The sequence below is a fragment of the Mesorhizobium sp. KR2-14 genome, from assembly GCF_040049255.1.
GTDB lineage: Bacteria > Pseudomonadota > Alphaproteobacteria > Rhizobiales > Rhizobiaceae > Pseudaminobacter.
The window spans coordinates 29,809-45,920 of the sequence record NZ_JBDZDR010000005.1; the positions used below are offsets into that span (position 1 = coordinate 29,809).

Consider the following 16,112-nt stretch of genomic DNA (forward strand, 5'->3'; position numbering starts at 1 on the left):
GATTTCGCTTAGCTTGCGCAAAGGAGGGCCGAAGATGAATCGTCGCAGCGTTCTAATGGCCGGTGCCGCAATGGCGGCTGCAGCCGGCGGTGCCGTGATGTTCCGGCGCGGCGTCGGGCCGGAGCATGCCTGGGCGGAGACATTCGAGGTCGACAAGTCCGAAGCCGAATGGCGCAAGATCCTGACGCCTGAGCAGTTTACCGTGCTTCGAAAGCAAGGCACCGAGCGCGCCGGTTCCAGCCCGCTCGACCATGAAAAGAGAAAGGGCACCTATCACTGCGCGGGCTGCGACCTTGCGGTCTATTCCTCGGAGGCGAAATTCGATTCCGGAACCGGTTGGCCGAGCTTCTGGCAATCGCTGCCGGACGCGGTGGGCACCAGGCAGGACAACTCGCTGTTCATGACGCGCACCGAGGTGCATTGCCGGCGCTGCGGCGGCCATCTGGGGCACATTTTCGACGATGGCCCGCCGCCCACGGGCAAGCGCCACTGCCTCAACGGCGTGGCATTGAAATTCAGGCCCGCAACAGCATGAGCTTCGGCGCTTGCCGATTGCCCACTGCCGCCTTTGCCGCTAAGTAACCGCCGATTTCCATCCGAAGGGGGCCTCTCATGATATCGACGGACATTGCGGCCAAGGCGGCAGAGCAGGCGAACCTTCTTTCGGCCGCGCTGCCCTACATGCAGCGCTACGAAAACAAGACCGTGGTGGTGAAATATGGCGGCCACGCCATGGGCGACAACGAGCTCGGCAAGGCCTTCGCCCGTGACATCGCGCTACTGAAGCAGTCGGGCGTCAACCCCATCGTCGTCCACGGGGGCGGCCCGCAGATCGGCGCGATGCTCGCCAAGATGGGCATCGAATCCAAATTCGAGGGCGGCCTGCGCGTGACCGACCAGAAGACGGTCGAGATCGTCGAGATGGTGCTGGCCGGCTCGATCAACAAGGAGATCGTCGCGCTCATCAATGCCGAGGGCGAATGGGCGATCGGCCTGTGCGGCAAGGACGGCAACATGGTCTTCGCCGAAAAGGCCAAGAAGACCATGGTCGACCCCGACTCGAACATCGAGCGCGTGCTGGACCTCGGCTTCGTCGGGGAGCCGGTCGAGGTCGACCGCACGCTGCTCGACCTGCTGGCCCGCTCGGAGATGATCCCGGTGATCGCGCCGGTGGCGCCCGGCCGCGACGGCCACACCTACAACATCAACGCCGACACCTTCGCCGGCGCCATTGCCGGCGCGCTGGGTGCCTCGCGCCTGCTCTTCCTCACCGACGTTCCGGGCGTGCTCGACAAGGACAAGAACCTGATCGACGAGCTGACAGTGGCCGAGGCAAGGGCGCTGATCAAGGACGGCACCATCTCCGGCGGCATGATCCCCAAGGTCGAGACCTGCATCGAGGCGATCGAGCGCGGCGTGGAAGGCGTGGTCATACTCAACGGCAAGACCCCGCATTCGGTGCTGCTGGAACTGTTCACCGAGCACGGCGCCGGAACGCTGATCGTTCCGTAAGAACGAGCTCGATCCTACTTCTTCAGATGGCCCAGCGGCACATGGCCCGGGCCCTTGATGTTCTGCAGCACGAGTTGGGTGTGCACGTCGCGCACGCCCGGCAGGCGCATCAGCCGGTGCATGACGAAATCGTTGAGGTCGTCCACCGACGGCACCATCACGTGCAGCAGGAAGTCATATTCGCCGGTCATCGTCCAGCAGGCCGAGACCTCGTCCATGCGCTGTACCGCCGCGGTAAAGCGCTCCGGCGAGTCGTCGCTATGGCTCACCAGTCGCACCTGGATGAACACCTCCACCATCAGCCCGACCGCGCGCCGGCTGATGGCGGCGTTGAAACCCTTGATCACGCCGGCCTGCTGCAGCGCATCGAAGCGGCGGGCGCAGGGCGTGTTCGACAGGCCGATTTCATGCGCCAGTTCCGAGATGGACTTGCGGCCGTCGCGCTGCAGGATGTCGATCATCCTGATCTCGAATTCGTCGAATTGAGGCATTTTCACTCCGACTGCGCGATATTTGAAACCAACATACCTCAATTTCCTGGCTGAATCGACGGTTTAGACGAAAAGCGCTCCGCCATCGGCGTTATGCTTCGAGCCGTGGAGGATTGGGTCATGAACATTAGCGTGGAAGCCTATGCTCGCGAATGCGCGACTCAAGGACTGCGCGGCAACTACTCCGTCTGCCGCGCCGATTTCACCGTGCAGCAGGACTATACCTTCAGCGACAGCGACCAGGAGGTGTGGCGCATATTGTGCGACCGCCAGACCGGCCTGACGAGGCGGCTTGCGCACCGCTCCTATCTCGATGGCGTGGAAGCGCTGGGGCTGCTCGAGCGTATCCCGGATATTGACGAGGTCAGCGGCAAGCTGCGCAAGCTCACCGGCTGGGAGCTCGTCGCCGTGCCGGGGCTGATCCCGGCCGAACCCTTTTTCGTGCACCTGACAAACCGGCGTTTCCCGGTCACCAACTGGCTGCGCAGGCGCGAGGAGCTCGACTACATTGTCGAGCCGGACATGTTCCACGATTTCTTCGGCCATGTGCCGGCGCTGACCCAGCCGGCTTTCGCCGATTTCATGCAGCAGTACGGCGAAAGGGCCAGTGGCGCGATTGAGCTGGGCGGCCACGACATGATCTCGCGGCTTTACTGGTACACGGCCGAGTTCAGCCTCATTCAGGAGCCGGGCCAGCCGCTCAAGGCCTTCGGCGCCGGCTTGATGTCATCGTTCAGCGAGCTGCAGTTCGCCGTCGAAAGCCCGGACGCGCACCGCGTGCCCTTCGACCTGGAGACGGTGATGCGCACTGGCTACGAGATCGACAAGTTCCAGCGCGCCTATTTCGTGCTACCGTCCTTCGAAGCGCTGCGCGACGCGTTCCTGCATGCCGACCTTGCCGAGCTTATCGCGCGACGCAAGGACGAGACGCCGCTCGATCCGGCCACGGTTTGAAGGCCGCCCACAGCGCAGGCGGCGGCTTCAAGGCACTCGAGGCGCTTTTGCGCGCGTCAGTTTTCGTTCGATAGAACCGGCTGGGCGCAAGGGCGAGACGAAGTGCCGCCAAGAAAAGCGTTTCGAAGCTCGCTTTCGCCTGCGCAAGGGCGTAAGAGCAGGCTATGCAAAATGATCGCTTTGAAGTTCCGCTCACCGTAAAACTCGGTGAGACGGGAAATCACCAAATACTGAAGACTGCCCAGGAGGCTTCGGATTTTCTTCTCAACAACTGGCCGGGAAAAAGAAGTCCCAAGCATCGCGCCGCACTTCAGGCCTGCCACGACGCCATGGCCGGCAACAAGCCGGTCATGGCAGCCAGGCGCGCCTTCATCGCTGCGGCTCGCGAGGCCGATGTGCTGATCAGCGACAAGGCACCCGGGTAACCCGGCTAGGAGCCCTTCTTGGGCGCGCGCTTCACCGGAGCGGGGTTCTTCGCCGCTTCTGCGCGCTCCGCCTCTTCCTTCTCCTGCCGAAGTGCCCGTAGCCGGGCGGTCTTCTTTTCACGAGCCGCCTGCTCGGCGTTCATGATCTGGCGCGCTGCCGCGTCCGTCCTGTCCAATTTCTGTTCGGCCGCGAGAGGCTTCATTTCATACTCCTGACTTGATCGATGCAAAGCTCCCGCCCCGCTGCTTGGCGGCGCGGAGCCCCTAGTCCTGCTTTGTCTCCTGTTCGTTCACTTCGTCCGGCTTGCTCGCGGACTTGTTTGCCTTGGCGTTGGCTTTCTCGGCTTTCTTGGCGGCCTTGATGCGGTCGCGGTCTCTGCGCTCCTGGCCATAGTTCGGCTTTTTCGCCATCGTGTTGCGGGTCCTTTCGGGAAGAGCCAGGGGGCCGCGTCATTGCGTTCCATCGCTGGCGGAGAACCATACCACCGATATAGGTGTTGAGGTCGGAAAAACCAAAAGTTGTACCGCGGCGCATGGCCGATGATGCGCCTTGCCGGGCCGAAACGCCAGCGGTGGAAAGGTTTTGCAGGCCGATTGCCGGGTTTCGGAAATTCGAATACCGTCGCGCGGATGACAAGACGCGGGGCGGGGCTGGGCCCGGACCCGATAGCCAGGGTGGTGGACGATGCAGAACGACAAGAATGCGACGAAATTTGCCGGCGTCTCGCGCCGCTCGGTGCTGAAGGCCGCGGGCGCTGGCGCAGCGCTTGCCACGGTGGCGGGTTTCCCAGCGCGCCTGTTTGCCGACGAGCCGCTCAAGGTCGCTGCCGTCTATACCGTGCCGGTCGAGCAGCAGTGGGTCAGCCGCATCCACAAGGCCGCCAATGCCGCCAAGGACCGCGGCGAGATCGAGTACGTCTATTCCGAAAACACCTCCAACAACGACTATGAGCGCGTGATGCGCGAATATTGCGAGGCCGGCTACAAGCTGATCCTCGGCGAGGTGTTCGGCGTGGAAGACGCCGCCCGCGCGGTCGCAAATGACTATCCGGACGTCGCCTTCCTGATGGGCTCGAGCTTCAAGCCCGACGAGGCCGTGCCGAACTTCTCGCCCTTCGACAACTACATCCAGGACGCCTCCTATCTCACCGGCATCATCGCCGGTGCCATGACCAAGTCGAAGAACATCGGCATGGTCGGCGGCTATCCGATTCCCGAGGTCAACCGGCTGATGAACGCCTTCATGGCCGGCGTGAAGGAAAGCGCGCCCGACGCCAAGTTCCAGGTCGCCTTCATCGGCTCCTGGTTCGATCCGCCCAAGGCCAAGGAAACCGCCTTCGCCCAGATCGACGGCGGCGCCGACCTGCTTTACGCCGAGCGCTTCGGCGTTTCAGACGCCGCCAAGGAGCGCAACTTGCTTGCCGTGGGCAACGTCATCGACACCCAGGCGGACTATCCCGAAACTGTCGTGGCTTCGGCGCTGTGGCACTTCGAGCCGACGCTGGACAAGGCTATCGCCGAAGTGAAGGCCGGAACCTTCAAGGCCGCCGACTACGGCGTCTATTCCTTCATGAAGAACGGCGGCTGCTCCATTGCCCCGCTCGGCACCTTCGAGGGCAAGGTGCCGGCCGAGGTCATGGCGAAGGTCGCCGAGAAGGAAAAGGCGATCAAGGACGGCTCCTTCACTGTTGAAATCGACGATTCCGAGCCGAAATCCAACTGAGAACGGCTTTACCTTTTCGCTGCTTGCAGCGAAAAGGTGGCCTCAAGCTCGCATGAAAGACAGTGCGCGGTCGGGGCGGTAACGCCTCGGTTGCGCTGACGCGTGTCGGCGGCAGCGCCCGCACCCGGAATGGAGAGCGCAGGCAGCGGTGGGGCAGGCTCCCTGCCACGATTGAGGGATTGGTGATTTGGCGGCGTCGCCCGGTGTCGAAGATCGTGCACTTCCGCAGGCGGAAATCGTCCTGCGCCTCGAAGGCATCACCAAGCGGTTCGGGCCGCTGGTGGCCAACAATGCCATTTCGTTTTCGCTGAAGCGCGGCGAGGTCATCGCGCTGCTGGGCGAAAACGGCGCCGGCAAGACCACGCTGATGAACATTCTGTTCGGCCATTACGTGGCCGACGAGGGCACGGTGGAAGCCTTCGGCAAGCCGCTGCCGCCCGGCGATCCGCGCGCGGCGCTGGATGCCGGCATCGGCATGGTGCACCAGCATTTCACGCTCGCCGAGAACATGACCGTGCTGGAGAACATCGCGCTCGGCACGCAGAGCCCCTGGAAGCTGCGCCTCGATCGCGCCGCCGCCCGCCAGCGCATCGACAAGCTTTCGGCCGATTTCGGCCTAGCCGTGCATCCGGACGCGACCGTCGCCACCCTTTCGGTGGGCGAGCGCCAGCGCGTCGAAATCCTCAAGGCGCTCTATCGCGACGCGCGCATCCTCATCCTCGACGAGCCGACGGCGGTGCTGACCCCGGCCGAGACCGATGCGCTGTTCCGTACGCTGAAGCTGCTGGTGGCGCAGGGGCTGTCCATCATCTTCATCTCGCACAAGCTGAACGAGGTCATGGCCGTCAGCGACCGCGTGCTGGTGCTGCGCGCCGGCACGCTGGCCGGCGAGCGCATGACCGCCACCACCAATCGCACCGAGCTTGCCGCGCTGATGGTCGGGCAGGAAGTGGCAAGCCCGCCTGTGAGCGCGCCGAAGACCGGCCCGGTCGTGTTCGAACTGAAGAACGTCTCGACCGCCCGGCAAGGTACCGTCACGAACCTCGATGGTCTCTCGCTCGCGCTGCGCACCGGCGAGATCACAGGGCTGGCCGGTGTTTCCGGCAACGGCCAATCCGCACTTGCGGCGCTCATTGCCGGCACGCTGCAGCCGGCGTCGGGCGAGATCGTCATCGCCGGCACGACGGCTGGCAACTGGTCGCCGCGCGCCGCCCTTGCCGGCGGCATCGGCCGTATCCCGGAGGATCGCCACGCGGTAGGCACGATCGGCGACATGAGCGTCACCGAGAACGTCATTTCCGAGCGCTATGCCACACCGCGCTTCAGCCGCCACGGCTTTCTGGATTGGCGCGCGGCGCGAGCTTTCGCCGAGGAGATCATTCGCGACTACGACGTCAAGTGCCCGTCGCCCGAGGCGCGCATCCGGCTGCTCTCCGGCGGCAACATGCAAAAGCTCATTCTCGGCCGCGCGCTCGATTCCGAGCCGGCCGTGATCCTCGCCAACCAGCCCACGCGCGGGCTCGATGTCGGCGCCGTCGCCTTCGTCCATCGCCGGCTGCTCGAAGCGCGCGACAGAGGCGCGGCGATCCTGCTGATTTCGGAAGATCTGGAGGAAATACTGGCCTTGTCCGACCGCATCCTGGTCATGTCGAAGGGGCAGCTTTCCTCGCCCTCCAAGCGCGGCGAACGCAGCATCCGCGAGCTCGGCGAACTCATGGCGGGGCATGGCGAGGTGAATGATGCGGCTTGAACCCAAACCCGCGCCCTCGCTGGCGGTCACGCTGCTGTTCCCCATTGGCGCGATCGTGGCGACCTTCATCATCACCTCGCTGCTGGTGCTGGCGGCAGGCGCCTCGCCGTTCTCCGTCTTCTATCTCGTCGCCAAGGGAGCGGCGGGCTCGCAATTCGCGCTGCTGGAAACGCTGACCCGCGCCACGCCGCTCATCTTCACCGGTCTTGCGGTGGCCGTCGCCTTCCGCGCAAAGCTCTGGAACATCGGCGCCGAGGCGCAGCTCTATATCGGCGGGGTGGTGACGGTGGTGCTGGGCACCGGCGCGCTGCCGCTGCCGTCCTACCTGCTGATCCCGATCATCATGATTGCGGCCATGGCGGCCGGTGCGCTGCTGCTGCTCGGCCCCGCCATCCTCAAGACGCGCTTCGGCGTCGACGAGGTGGTGACCACGCTGCTGCTCAACTTCATCGTGCTGCTGTTCGTCTCCATGCTGCTCGAAGGCGTGCTGAAGGACCCGACCGGCCTCGGCTGGCCGCAATCCTCCAAGGTCATCGCCGAGGCGCAGCTGCCACGCATCATCCAGGGCAAGCGCCTGCACTTCGGCTTCGTGATTGCCATCGTCTCTGCGGTCATCTGCTGGGTCATCATGAAGAAGAGCGTGCTGGGCTATGAGATGCGCGCCGTGGGCAACAACAAGGAAGCCGCCAACTTCGCCGGCATTCCGGTCAACCGCGTGCTGATCAAGACGGCGCTTCTTTCGGGCGGCATTGCGGCGCTTGCCGGCTTCTCGGAAGTGTCGGGCCTGAAGGGCAACCTGACCCTCGATCTGTCCCCCGGCTACGGCTATTCCGGCATCGTGGTGGCCATGCTCGCCATGCTCAATCCGCTCGGCGTCATCGCCTCGGCCATTTTCGTGGCCGGCATCTTCGTCGGCGCCGATGCCATGAGCCGAACAGCCGGCGTGCCGAGCTACATCGCGCAGGTGATGGTGGCGACCGCGCTGCTGACCATGGTCACCGCCATCCTGCTGACGCGCTATCGGGTGAGGTGGAAGTGATGCAGCAGGCCCTCGAAATCCTCTTCACCGCCTCCTTTTGGGTCGCTGCGATCCGCATCGCTTCGCCGCTGATCTTCGCCACCATGGGCGAGCTGATCTGCGAGCGTGCGGGCGTGCTCAATCTCGGCATCGAAGGCATCATGACCGCCGGCGCCTTCGCCGGCTGGTTCACCGTCTATTCCGGCGGCGACCTGTGGACCGGCGTGGCGGTCGCGGCGCTGGCGGGGGCGATGTTCGGCTTGCTCCACGCGACGCTCACCGTGCCGCTCGGGCTGTCGCAGCATGTGGTGGGCATCGGCGTCACGCTGCTTGCCACCAGCCTCACCTACTTCACCTATCGGTTGGCGCTGCCGCAGGTCACCACGCCGCCCAAGATCGAGCCGTTCCAGCCGCTGCCCATCCCCGGCCTGTCGAAGATACCGGTGCTGGGCGAGGCGCTGTTTTCGCAGACGCCGCTCACCTATCTTGCCTTCGCGACGGTCGCCATCGTCGCCTGGATGCTCTACCGCACGCCGATCGGCCTGGCCGTGCGCGCGGCGGGCGAAAACCCGTCCGCCGTCGAGGCGCAGGGCATCAGCGTCACCGGCATCCGCATGGGCGCGGTCATGGTCGGCAGTGCGCTGATGGCGGTCGGCGGCGCGTTCCTCACCATGTCGGCCTTCAACTCCTTCTTCTTCGAGATGATCAACGGCCGCGGCTGGATCTGCATCGCGCTGGTGGTGTTCGGCTCGTGGCGGCCGGGCAAGGCGCTGCTCGGCGCCATACTTTTTGCCGCCTTTGATGCCTATCAGATCCGCCTGCAGCAGATTTCCGGCGGCGTGGTGCCCTATCAGGTGTTCCTGATGATGCCCTATGCGCTGTCCATCCTAGCGCTGATCCTGGTGGCGCGCCGCGCTACCTATCCCAAGGCGCTGATGATCCCATACCAGAAAGGCGAGAGATGAGTTTTGACCTGATTGTCCGTGGCGGCATTCTTCCGGACGGCAACACCGCCGACATCGGCATCAAGGGCCGCAAGATCGCGGCCATCGAGCCGAAGCTCGACGCGGAAGCGGGCAAGGTGGTCGATGCCACCGGCAACCTCGTCTCGCAGCCTTTCGTCGATCCGCATTTCCACATGGATGCGACGCTCTCCTACGGCATTCCGCGTATCAATGCCTCGGGCACGCTGCTCGAAGGCATCGCGCTCTGGGGTGAGCTGAAGCCGATGCTCACCCATGAGGCGGTGAAGAGCCGCGCGCTCGCCTATTGCGACTGGGCCGTCTCGATGGGCCTGCTTGCCATCCGCACCCATGTCGACACCTGCGACGACCGGCTGCTCGCCGTCGAGGCGCTGCTGGAGGTCAAGAAGGAGGTCGCGCCTTACATCGACCTGCAGCTCGTCGCCTTCCCGCAGGACGGTTTCTATCGCTCGCCCACCGCGCGCGAAAACACCATCCGCGCGCTCGACATGGGCGTGGAGATCGTCGGCGGCATTCCGCATTTCGAGCGCACAATGGCCGACGGCACCCGCTCGGTGACCGAGCTGTGCGAGATCGCGGCCGCGCGCGGCCTGATGGTCGACATGCATTGCGACGAGACCGACGACCCGAACTCGCGCCACATCGAGCAGCTGGCCTATGAGACGCAGCGCCTCGGCCTGCAGGGCAGGGTGAACGGCTCGCACCTCACCTCCATGCATTCCATGGACAATTACTATGTCTCGAAACTCCTGCCACTGATCGCCGAGGCCGGCGTTTCGGCCTGCCCCAACCCGCTCATCAACATCGTCATCCAGGGCCGCCACGACACCTATCCCAAGCGCCGCGGCATGACGCGCGTGCCTGAAATGCTGAAGGCCGGCATCAAGGTTGGCTTCGGCCAGGATTGCGTGCTCGACCCGTGGTATCCGCTCGGCACCGCCGACATGCTCGACGTCGCCTTCATGGGCCTGCATGTGGCGCAGATGACCAGCCCGGCCGACATGCGCCAGTGCTTCGACATGGTCACCAGGACCAATGCCGAGATCATGGGCCTCGAAAATTACGGCCTCGAAGTCGGCAAGACGGCGAGCCTCGTGGTGCTCGACGCCGGCAATCCGGTCGAGGCGCTGCGCCTGCGCGCCGAGCGGCTGTGCGTGATTGCCAAGGGCAAGGTGGTGGCGACGCGCCAGAAGCAGGAGACGCAGCTTTCGCTCTCCGGCCGTCCTGGCAGCGTCAACCGGCGTCACCAGACGCCGTGACCTGAAAAACAAAGGGGCCGCACAAGCGGCCCCTTTGCTATCAACTAAAATTCGGGAAAAGCGCGAATCCCTGGCGGGATTCGCAGACCCGCTCAGGCCAGGCTGCTGCGCGAAAACTGACCCGCCGCGCGATAGCGCCACAGATAGCTCGGGAGGATGGCGCCGGTGGAATTCGGCTCGATGCCAAGGCCGGCAAAGGTGCGGCCTTCGCTTTCGGCCTCTGCCGACACGACATTGTCGGATTTCAGAAGCGTGACCTGGTCCGACGTCAGCAGCTTGCCCGGCAGCATGCCCAGCACCGCACCCTGCAGTTCCGCCAGCCACCACGGCACCGGCACCAGCAGGCGGCGGCGATCGATCACCTCGAGCATCTCTTCCATGCACTGCCGGAAGGTCATCACGTTCGGGCCGCCGAGTTCATAAGTCTTGCCGCGCTCGATGCTGCCTTCCACCGCGCGCGCCACCGCTTCGGCCACGTCGCAGACGTAGACCGGCTGGAAGCGCGTCGTTCCGCCGCCGATCAGCGGCAGCACCGGCGAGAAACGCGCGATATTTGCGAAGCGGTTGAAGAAATCGTCCTCAGGGCCGAACACGATGGAGGGGCGGAAGATCGTGGCGTCGGCGATCGTCTCGCGAACCGCGCGTTCGCCGGCCGCCTTGGTACGGGCATAGGCCGATTGCGACTGGGCATTCGCGCCCAGAGCGGAAACATGCGTCAGCCCGGCACCGGCGGCGCGGGCGGCCTCGGCCACGGCGCGGGCGCCAAAATCCTGCACGGTGGCGAATCTCTGCCGGCCGGATTCGGCCAGGATTCCCACGAGGTTCACGACATGGTCGGCGCCTTCAATCGCACGGTCGACCGACCAGCGCACGCGCACATTGGCCTGGACCGGCTGAATCTGGCCGGCATGGCCCAGAGGCTGCAAATGGCCGGCAAGGTCGGGCCTTCGGCAGGCAGCCCGCACGCGATAGCCGCGCTTGGCCAGTTCGCGCACGACGTGACGGCCTATGAAACCGGACCCACCGAAAACGGTGACGAGTGGCGGAATCTGAAGGATTTCGGTCATGTCTGGCTCCGGTGGTGCCCTTCTGGCTTGGTCTGGCTCGTTCATAATGATTTTCGCCACAAAGGCAAAGGGCACGTTGCCTCGGCAGGCCGCCGCCATTGCTTTGACCCGCATCAAGGAAGCGCGCGGCGAGCTGGCGCATTTTTCCAGACCGCCGATCAGGGCTTGGCGCCGGATTCAGCCGGCTTTCCTGCCGAAAGGGTGAAAGGTCATGACCTTCCAACTGACGAGCCCCGCATTTCAGAACAGGTCCACCGTCCCCGCCAGATACACCTGCAGCGGCGAAGATCTGTCGCCGCCCTTCGAATGGACCGAGCCGCCGGCCGGCACCCAAAGTTTCGCCCTCGTCTGCGAGGACCCGGATGCGCCGGGCGGCACCTTTCACCACTGGGCGGTGTTCGACATTCCAGGCGACTGGCGCACGCTGCCCGAGGGGCTCGCGCCGGCCGACCAGCAGGTCAGCGGATTGCGCCAGGCCACGAACGATTTCGGCAGAAGCGGCTATGGCGGTCCTTGCCCGCCGCGGGGGCACGGCGTCCACCACTATCATTTCCGATTGCTGGCGCTTGGCGTTCCCCGCCTCGACGTGACGGGGCGGACCACATGCGCGCGGGTTGCGGCACTCGCCCGCGGCCATGCCCTGGGCTCGGCGGAACTGATCGGCCTGTTCCAGCGCTAGGCAGGTCTCACGATAAAATTTCAGTCGGCCCGACGCTCGCTCTTGCCCCGCCGCCGGGCAAGGCACATTTCAATTTCAGCGCCATGGCTCGGCTGCCGTTCATTCACCGGACAAGCCGGGTTTGAAACGAAAAGGGAGCGCATTGAGGCGTTCGACAAATGCAGGTGGAAATGATGCAAAAGCGCTCCAGCCAGTCCGACGAGCCGGACGATACCCTCGAGCCGGCGCTCACCATCTCGCCCGAGAAGGTCTGCTTCATCATCATCAAGATGCGCGAGTTCGACGCCAAGGACGAGCTCACCGAACCGGAACCGGGGTCGAACCCGACCGACGACAAGGAAGCCGCGGTGCTTGAGAACCACGACGACGATCCGGTGACCGAGGAGATCGCTTCGCTGGTCGACTCCCTGTCGGAAGATGAGCAGATCGACCTCGTGGCCCTCGCCTGGCTCGGGCGCGAGGACTACACCGTCGCCGATTGGCCAGCAGTGCGCGAGGAAGCCGCCGCCGCACACAACGACCGCACGTCCGAATATCTGCTCGGAACGCCGCTGCTTGCCGATTTCCTCGAAGAGGGGCTGTCGATGCTGGGCTATTCCTGCGAGGATTTCGAAATGGGCCGCCTCTGAGGCTCGGCGAGCCTTCACGCTGGCCGCGCCGTCGCTCCTGGCCACGAGATGGCGAAGCGGCGATCCGGCCCAAGGTCGACGCGAACCCCGAACCGCTCGCTTTCCCGGGCAAGGGTTTGCGCAAGCCATGAGGCGTCGTCCGCGTCGGGGCGGACCAGTTGGAATTTGCGGATCTGGAGCGGTATGATTTCCAGCGCGACGAGACCTCCGCTCGCCAAGTCGAAATCGGCAAAGTACATCAGCGGCAGGTCGTCCCTGTATTGTTCGTATCCGCTGATCCCCTCATAGTCGTTGAGGAAGTCGCCGCAGCCGTAGAGGATCAGCCCGCCGCGGTAGACCTCCAGTGCCTTGGCGTGATGCGACGAATGCCCGTGCACGACACAAACGCCGCCGGTTTCCACCAGTGCGTGGGCGAAACGCCGCTGGCTTTCGGCAATCTCATAGCCCCAGTTCGACCCCCAATGCACGGACGCCACGAGCACGTCGCGAGGCTTTCTGGCGGCGGCGATCTGCGCGCACACGCTGTTGGCGGTCGCCTCCGAAAGGTTCGGCAGAAGGTTCACGCCCGCGGTCTGGGCGCCGGCGGCCCAGTCGCGCGGCGTGCCGCTGGTGGCCGATGCAAACGAGTAGACCAGAACCCGGCCCTTGTTCCCCGCCTCGAGCACGGCCGGGGCGCTGGCCTCGGCGGCATCGTGGCCGGCGCCTGCATGGCTGATCCCCAATTCCTTCAGGACGGCCAATGTGTCGAGAAGGCCGCGACGTCCCCAGTCGAGAACGTGGTTGTTGGCGAGGGTGCAGCAGTCGATGCCGGCAGCGGCCAGGCAGCGGGCATTGGGCGGGCTCACGCGATAGTTGATGCCTTTCGGGAGGTAGGTTTCGCTGTAGGTGATGCTGGTTTCCAGGTTGATGATGCGCGCGTCCGGGCACATCCGCTCCAGTTCATCGAGCGCCGCGCCCCAGATATAGGCAGGTGGCACATTGCGCGGGATAGGCCCGTGTGCAGCCTCGGCAAGGCGCACATAGTCGATGGCGGATCTGGTGTAGCTCTCATGCAGGGCCGGGTCGCAGGGATGCGGCAGGATCTGGTCGATCCCGCGGCCGATCATCACGTCTCCGCACAGGAAGAGCCGCAATATTTGCTCCGCTGCACCATTTTCTTGAGGTTCGTTGCCGCGCACGGTCGGGAAACCTGCCGCGTCAGCGTCGGTGGCCGCCTGCGGCATGGGCGACGCTGCTTTCCATGTCCGACGGCGCCTTGTGGCGAAGGCGCATGAGACCCGCTTCGACCCGCGCGAAAACCAGGCTCTTGCGGTCGTATCCGGAAAGATCGATGCCGAACCGGTGCGCCGTCTCTGTCACCTCGGGCAGAGGGTCGGGATTTGCGGCGGGCCAGAACGGGCGCAGTTCGCGCAGGAAGATGTTGGCTGTCACCGGGCCAACGCCGTAGAATTCGTCGAGGCGTTCCTCCAGTTCGGCGTTTGTGTGCGCTACCTCCTCAAGCTTCGACAGGCGGCCGCCATAGTCGTCGAGCAGCTTGCGACAGTCCCGCAGCACCTGGTCGGATTTCCTGCCATCGTAGCGGACATAGCCGCCTTCGCGCATGATCGGATTGACGAGAAAGTCCCAGCCGGCGTCGACGATCTTGCGCGGCGTGGTCAAGCCGTGCCGTTCGAAGGCATGATAGGTATTCCGCGAGATCGTCTCCGAGATGTGGCCGCCGAAGAGAATGCTGGCCAGGAACCAGCGGAAATAGGTGTCGTCCGCGCGCTCACCAAGGTCGAGGCCGAGCTCCTCAGAATAGAGCCGGGTGCCTTCAAGCTGCGCGGCCAGCGAAGGTGCGGCATCGCTTCTGCGACCGGTGCGGGCGGTTTTCGTCATGGGCTTGCCCTCGGCATGTGGGCTTCTTTCGGGGGGAGAAGCCGGGCACGAGCCGATGATGAGCGCACCGGCATCGCGCCGCACTGATCGGGGTCAAATGGCGGCAAGCCTCGCCGAGGCAAGGCTTGCCGCCTGCGGCGTTGTCGCTGGACCTCTCCTAGTCAGAGGCCTCTTGTGCGGGGCCGGCGTGCATGATCTCGTCGTTTTCCGGGCCGTCGACGATCAGATAGCCGGCCAGGCCGCGCTCGGCGCGCGAGAGCGCATGGTCGACCAGAACGTAGTGCCCGCCGCGATCCACCTTGAAGTCGACAATCGTCGCGCCGCCGGGCGGAACGGTCGTGGTCTGCACGCCGGTCAGGGCTGGTGCGCCGACGCTGCCCATCGAATAGACATTGTCGAAGATTTCCCCGATGACGTGGAAGGACGAGGTGAAGTTCGGTCCGCCCACGCCGAAGAAGATGCGCACCGTCTCGCCCGCATTCGCATAAAGCGGGTGCGTCTTGGTGAGGGAGCCGACCGCGCCGTTGAACAGGAAATATTCAGGCCGCTCGGAGATCAGCTTGTCATAGTCCATCTCCATCTCGCCCTTCGTGCCGAAGGGCAGGACCGTGTAGAGCTCGCCCTGCATGACGTAGAACTCGCGGTCGACCTGGGGCAGCCCGCCCTCGGGTTCCACCAGGATCAGGCCATACATGCCGCTCGTGATGTGGTGCGCCACGCTGGGCGTTGCGCAGTGATAGACGAAAATGCCGGGCTTCAGCGCCTTGAAGGTCACGACAGTTTCGTTGCCAGGGTCGGTCTGGGTGGAATGCGCGCCGCCGCCCGGGCCCGTCGCCGCGTGGAAATCCACCGAGTGCGTCATCACGCTTTCGGTCGGGTTCTTCAGGTGAACCTCGACCGTGTCGCCCACCCGCACCCGCACGAATGGCCCTGGCACCTTGCCGTTGAAGGTCCAGTAGGTGTAGGTGGTGCCGTCGTCCAGGTTGCCCACGAGTTCGACCGTTTCGAAGTCTACCTTGACAACCTTGGGCGGTCGCTGGCCGATCGGACCCGGCAGGTCGGCCGGATCGCGGACGATGTCGGCGGCGTTCGAGGCCATGGCCTCGCGCGGACCGGGCATGACCTGGATCCGTCCCTCCATACCCGCCTGGCGGTGCCCGGCGATGGAACAGTAATAGGCAAACTCACCGACCTTACCGGCCGTGAAGGAGAAGGTGGAGGATGCGTTCTTGCCAACCACGACAGAGGAGCGAGCCGCATATTGGTCGATCACCACGTCGTGCTCGGCCCCTTCGCCGTTGATCAGGTTGATCTGTACCAGTTCGCCCTCATGCACCATGAGGGTGGGATTGACCTGGCCGTCTATGTCGCCACCAACTCCCAGATACACCATCCGCCCCGCCGCGATGCCGGTCTTGAGCGTGAAGATCTTCGGATTGTGGTAGCTCACCACTGCCTCGCCGGCGGCACCCGCCGCGGCCGGAGCTTGTGGTGCGGCGGCAGCGGCGGCCGGCTCTGTACTGGAGGGTTCGGTCGTTTGCGCCGGTGCGGCGTGCTGGTGCGTCTGCGCAAGGGCCGGTGCGAACGGCAATAAAAGCAGCAAGGCGAACAGCGCAGCGGTCGCCAGGCAATGTCCGATCTGGCGTCCAGGTATTTCTGCTTTGCTTCGCGTTGTGGTGGAGGAAAAAATTAGGTCTGCAGGCACCCTATACTTGCTGAACATGGAATGCTCCATTGTTGGCCG

The 16,112-nt window shown here is 64.6% G+C and carries 19 protein-coding genes; 12 read left to right on the forward strand and 7 right to left on the reverse strand.

Translation table 11 applies throughout. From position 1 onward, the window contains the following. Window positions 1-34: 34 nt before the first annotated feature. Together msrB and argB are read left to right on the forward strand one after the other, a co-directional pair. A complete protein-coding gene (gene msrB / locus ABLE86_RS14405; protein WP_348779663.1) occupies window positions 35-535 on the forward strand; it encodes a peptide-methionine (R)-S-oxide reductase MsrB in 501 nt (166 codons plus the stop codon). 77 nt (window positions 536-612) lie between these two features. After that, window positions 613-1,512: an acetylglutamate kinase gene (gene argB / locus ABLE86_RS14410; RefSeq protein WP_348779664.1), complete on the forward strand. Its 900-nt coding sequence runs from the start codon at window positions 613-615 to the stop codon at window positions 1,510-1,512. A gap of 14 nt (window positions 1,513-1,526) precedes the next feature. Here the strand turns inward: argB and ABLE86_RS14415 are convergent, their stop codons facing one another. Next, window positions 1,527-2,003, reverse strand: coding sequence for an Lrp/AsnC family transcriptional regulator (locus ABLE86_RS14415; protein WP_348779665.1), 477 nt, complete (start codon window positions 2,001-2,003; stop codon window positions 1,527-1,529). Window positions 2,004-2,123: 120 nt separating this feature from the next. On the opposite strand from ABLE86_RS14415, the gene phhA reads away from it, so the two are divergent. Continuing rightward, the gene (gene phhA, locus ABLE86_RS14420) at window positions 2,124-2,957 is read left to right on the forward strand and encodes a phenylalanine 4-monooxygenase (RefSeq protein WP_348779666.1); all 834 of its coding nucleotides are present in this window, start codon (window positions 2,124-2,126) and stop codon (window positions 2,955-2,957) included. A gap of 164 nt (window positions 2,958-3,121) precedes the next feature. Further along, window positions 3,122-3,382, forward strand: coding sequence for a DUF982 domain-containing protein (locus ABLE86_RS14425; RefSeq protein WP_348779667.1), 261 nt, complete (start codon window positions 3,122-3,124; stop codon window positions 3,380-3,382). Between the two features lie 5 nt (window positions 3,383-3,387). Here the strand turns inward: ABLE86_RS14425 and ABLE86_RS14430 are convergent, their stop codons facing one another. Continuing rightward, window positions 3,388-3,585: a hypothetical protein gene (locus tag ABLE86_RS14430; RefSeq protein WP_348779668.1), complete on the reverse strand. Its 198-nt coding sequence runs from the start codon at window positions 3,583-3,585 to the stop codon at window positions 3,388-3,390. Between the two features lie 61 nt (window positions 3,586-3,646). Then, window positions 3,647-3,793: a hypothetical protein gene (locus tag ABLE86_RS14435; protein ID WP_348779669.1), complete on the reverse strand. Its 147-nt coding sequence runs from the start codon at window positions 3,791-3,793 to the stop codon at window positions 3,647-3,649. A 274-nt stretch (window positions 3,794-4,067) separates the two neighbouring features. Between ABLE86_RS14435 and ABLE86_RS14440 the strand changes: the two genes are divergently transcribed. The 5 genes from ABLE86_RS14440 (at window position 4,068) to ABLE86_RS14460 (ending at window position 10,115) form a co-directional block, all read left to right on the forward strand. Then, window positions 4,068-5,105 (forward strand): BMP family protein, encoded by a 1,038-nt coding sequence (locus ABLE86_RS14440; protein WP_348779670.1) that lies wholly within the window; start codon window positions 4,068-4,070, stop codon window positions 5,103-5,105. Window positions 5,106-5,292: 187 nt separating this feature from the next. After that, complete coding sequence (locus tag ABLE86_RS14445; RefSeq protein WP_348779671.1) at window positions 5,293-6,855, forward strand: ABC transporter ATP-binding protein; 1,563 nt, start codon at window positions 5,293-5,295, stop codon at window positions 6,853-6,855. Next, window positions 6,845-7,894, forward strand: coding sequence for an ABC transporter permease (locus ABLE86_RS14450; protein WP_348779915.1), 1,050 nt, complete (start codon window positions 6,845-6,847; stop codon window positions 7,892-7,894). The genes ABLE86_RS14445 and ABLE86_RS14450 overlap by 11 nt, the downstream gene beginning before the upstream one ends. Then, window positions 7,894-8,838, forward strand: coding sequence for an ABC transporter permease (locus ABLE86_RS14455; protein WP_348779672.1), 945 nt, complete (start codon window positions 7,894-7,896; stop codon window positions 8,836-8,838). The genes ABLE86_RS14450 and ABLE86_RS14455 overlap by 1 nt, the downstream gene beginning before the upstream one ends. Continuing rightward, complete coding sequence (locus ABLE86_RS14460; protein ID WP_348779673.1) at window positions 8,835-10,115, forward strand: amidohydrolase family protein; 1,281 nt, start codon at window positions 8,835-8,837, stop codon at window positions 10,113-10,115. Before ABLE86_RS14455 ends, ABLE86_RS14460 begins: the two co-directional genes overlap by 4 nt. 92 nt (window positions 10,116-10,207) lie before the next feature. On the opposite strand, the gene ABLE86_RS14465 is transcribed toward ABLE86_RS14460, so the two are convergent. Then, window positions 10,208-11,182 carry a complex I NDUFA9 subunit family protein gene (locus ABLE86_RS14465; protein WP_348779674.1) on the reverse strand — a complete coding sequence of 325 codons (975 nt, stop codon included), beginning with the start codon at window positions 11,180-11,182 and terminating at the stop codon, window positions 10,208-10,210. Between ABLE86_RS14465 and ABLE86_RS14470 the strand changes: the two genes are divergently transcribed. The 3 genes from ABLE86_RS14470 (at window position 11,181) to ABLE86_RS14480 (ending at window position 12,490) form a co-directional block, all read left to right on the forward strand. Further along, window positions 11,181-11,387 carry a hypothetical protein gene (locus tag ABLE86_RS14470; protein ID WP_348779675.1) on the forward strand — a complete coding sequence of 69 codons (207 nt, stop codon included), beginning with the start codon at window positions 11,181-11,183 and terminating at the stop codon, window positions 11,385-11,387. The two genes, ABLE86_RS14465 and ABLE86_RS14470, sit on opposite strands and share 2 nt — an antisense overlap. Window positions 11,388-11,393: 6 nt before the next feature. Then, complete coding sequence (locus ABLE86_RS14475; protein WP_348779676.1) at window positions 11,394-11,861, forward strand: YbhB/YbcL family Raf kinase inhibitor-like protein; 468 nt, start codon at window positions 11,394-11,396, stop codon at window positions 11,859-11,861. A gap of 170 nt (window positions 11,862-12,031) precedes the next feature. After that, window positions 12,032-12,490 carry a DUF3775 domain-containing protein gene (locus ABLE86_RS14480; RefSeq protein WP_348779677.1) on the forward strand — a complete coding sequence of 153 codons (459 nt, stop codon included), beginning with the start codon at window positions 12,032-12,034 and terminating at the stop codon, window positions 12,488-12,490. 14 nt (window positions 12,491-12,504) lie between these two features. Here the strand turns inward: ABLE86_RS14480 and ABLE86_RS14485 are convergent, their stop codons facing one another. The 3 genes from ABLE86_RS14485 to nirK form a co-directional block, all read right to left on the reverse strand. Next, entirely contained in the window at window positions 12,505-13,668 is a 1,164-nt protein-coding gene (locus ABLE86_RS14485; protein ID WP_348779916.1) for a CapA family protein, read from the reverse strand. A gap of 19 nt (window positions 13,669-13,687) precedes the next feature. After that, window positions 13,688-14,368, reverse strand: coding sequence for a hypothetical protein (locus tag ABLE86_RS14490; RefSeq protein ID WP_348779678.1), 681 nt, complete (start codon window positions 14,366-14,368; stop codon window positions 13,688-13,690). Between the two features lie 157 nt (window positions 14,369-14,525). Beyond that, window positions 14,526-15,818 (reverse strand): copper-containing nitrite reductase, encoded by a 1,293-nt coding sequence (gene nirK / locus ABLE86_RS14495; RefSeq protein ID WP_348779679.1) that lies wholly within the window; start codon window positions 15,816-15,818, stop codon window positions 14,526-14,528. Window positions 15,819-16,112 lie beyond the last annotated feature (294 nt).

What these genes read in the sequence shown, in the direction of transcription:
- ABLE86_RS14440 (WP_348779670.1), top strand. Translation starts at nt 4,068, where the DNA reads ATGCAGAACGACAAGAATGCGACGAAATTTGCCGGCGTCTCGCGCCGC.
- argB (WP_348779664.1), top strand. Translation starts at nt 613, where the DNA reads ATGATATCGACGGACATTGCGGCCAAGGCGGCAGAGCAGGCGAACCTT.
- ABLE86_RS14450 (WP_348779915.1), top strand. Translation starts at nt 6,845, where the DNA reads ATGCGGCTTGAACCCAAACCCGCGCCCTCGCTGGCGGTCACGCTGCTG.
- ABLE86_RS14455 (WP_348779672.1), top strand. Translation starts at nt 7,894, where the DNA reads ATGCAGCAGGCCCTCGAAATCCTCTTCACCGCCTCCTTTTGGGTCGCT.
- ABLE86_RS14415 (WP_348779665.1), bottom strand. Translation starts at nt 2,003, where the DNA reads ATGCCTCAATTCGACGAATTCGAGATCAGGATGATCGACATCCTGCAG.
- ABLE86_RS14435 (WP_348779669.1), bottom strand. Translation starts at nt 3,793, where the DNA reads ATGGCGAAAAAGCCGAACTATGGCCAGGAGCGCAGAGACCGCGACCGC.
- ABLE86_RS14465 (WP_348779674.1), bottom strand. Translation starts at nt 11,182, where the DNA reads ATGACCGAAATCCTTCAGATTCCGCCACTCGTCACCGTTTTCGGTGGG.
- ABLE86_RS14470 (WP_348779675.1), top strand. Translation starts at nt 11,181, where the DNA reads ATGTCTGGCTCCGGTGGTGCCCTTCTGGCTTGGTCTGGCTCGTTCATA.
- ABLE86_RS14430 (WP_348779668.1), bottom strand. Translation starts at nt 3,585, where the DNA reads ATGAAGCCTCTCGCGGCCGAACAGAAATTGGACAGGACGGACGCGGCA.
- ABLE86_RS14460 (WP_348779673.1), top strand. Translation starts at nt 8,835, where the DNA reads ATGAGTTTTGACCTGATTGTCCGTGGCGGCATTCTTCCGGACGGCAAC.
- phhA (WP_348779666.1), top strand. Translation starts at nt 2,124, where the DNA reads ATGAACATTAGCGTGGAAGCCTATGCTCGCGAATGCGCGACTCAAGGA.
- ABLE86_RS14475 (WP_348779676.1), top strand. Translation starts at nt 11,394, where the DNA reads ATGACCTTCCAACTGACGAGCCCCGCATTTCAGAACAGGTCCACCGTC.
- ABLE86_RS14480 (WP_348779677.1), top strand. Translation starts at nt 12,032, where the DNA reads ATGATGCAAAAGCGCTCCAGCCAGTCCGACGAGCCGGACGATACCCTC.
- ABLE86_RS14490 (WP_348779678.1), bottom strand. Translation starts at nt 14,368, where the DNA reads ATGACGAAAACCGCCCGCACCGGTCGCAGAAGCGATGCCGCACCTTCG.
- ABLE86_RS14425 (WP_348779667.1), top strand. Translation starts at nt 3,122, where the DNA reads ATGCAAAATGATCGCTTTGAAGTTCCGCTCACCGTAAAACTCGGTGAG.
- msrB (WP_348779663.1), top strand. Translation starts at nt 35, where the DNA reads ATGAATCGTCGCAGCGTTCTAATGGCCGGTGCCGCAATGGCGGCTGCA.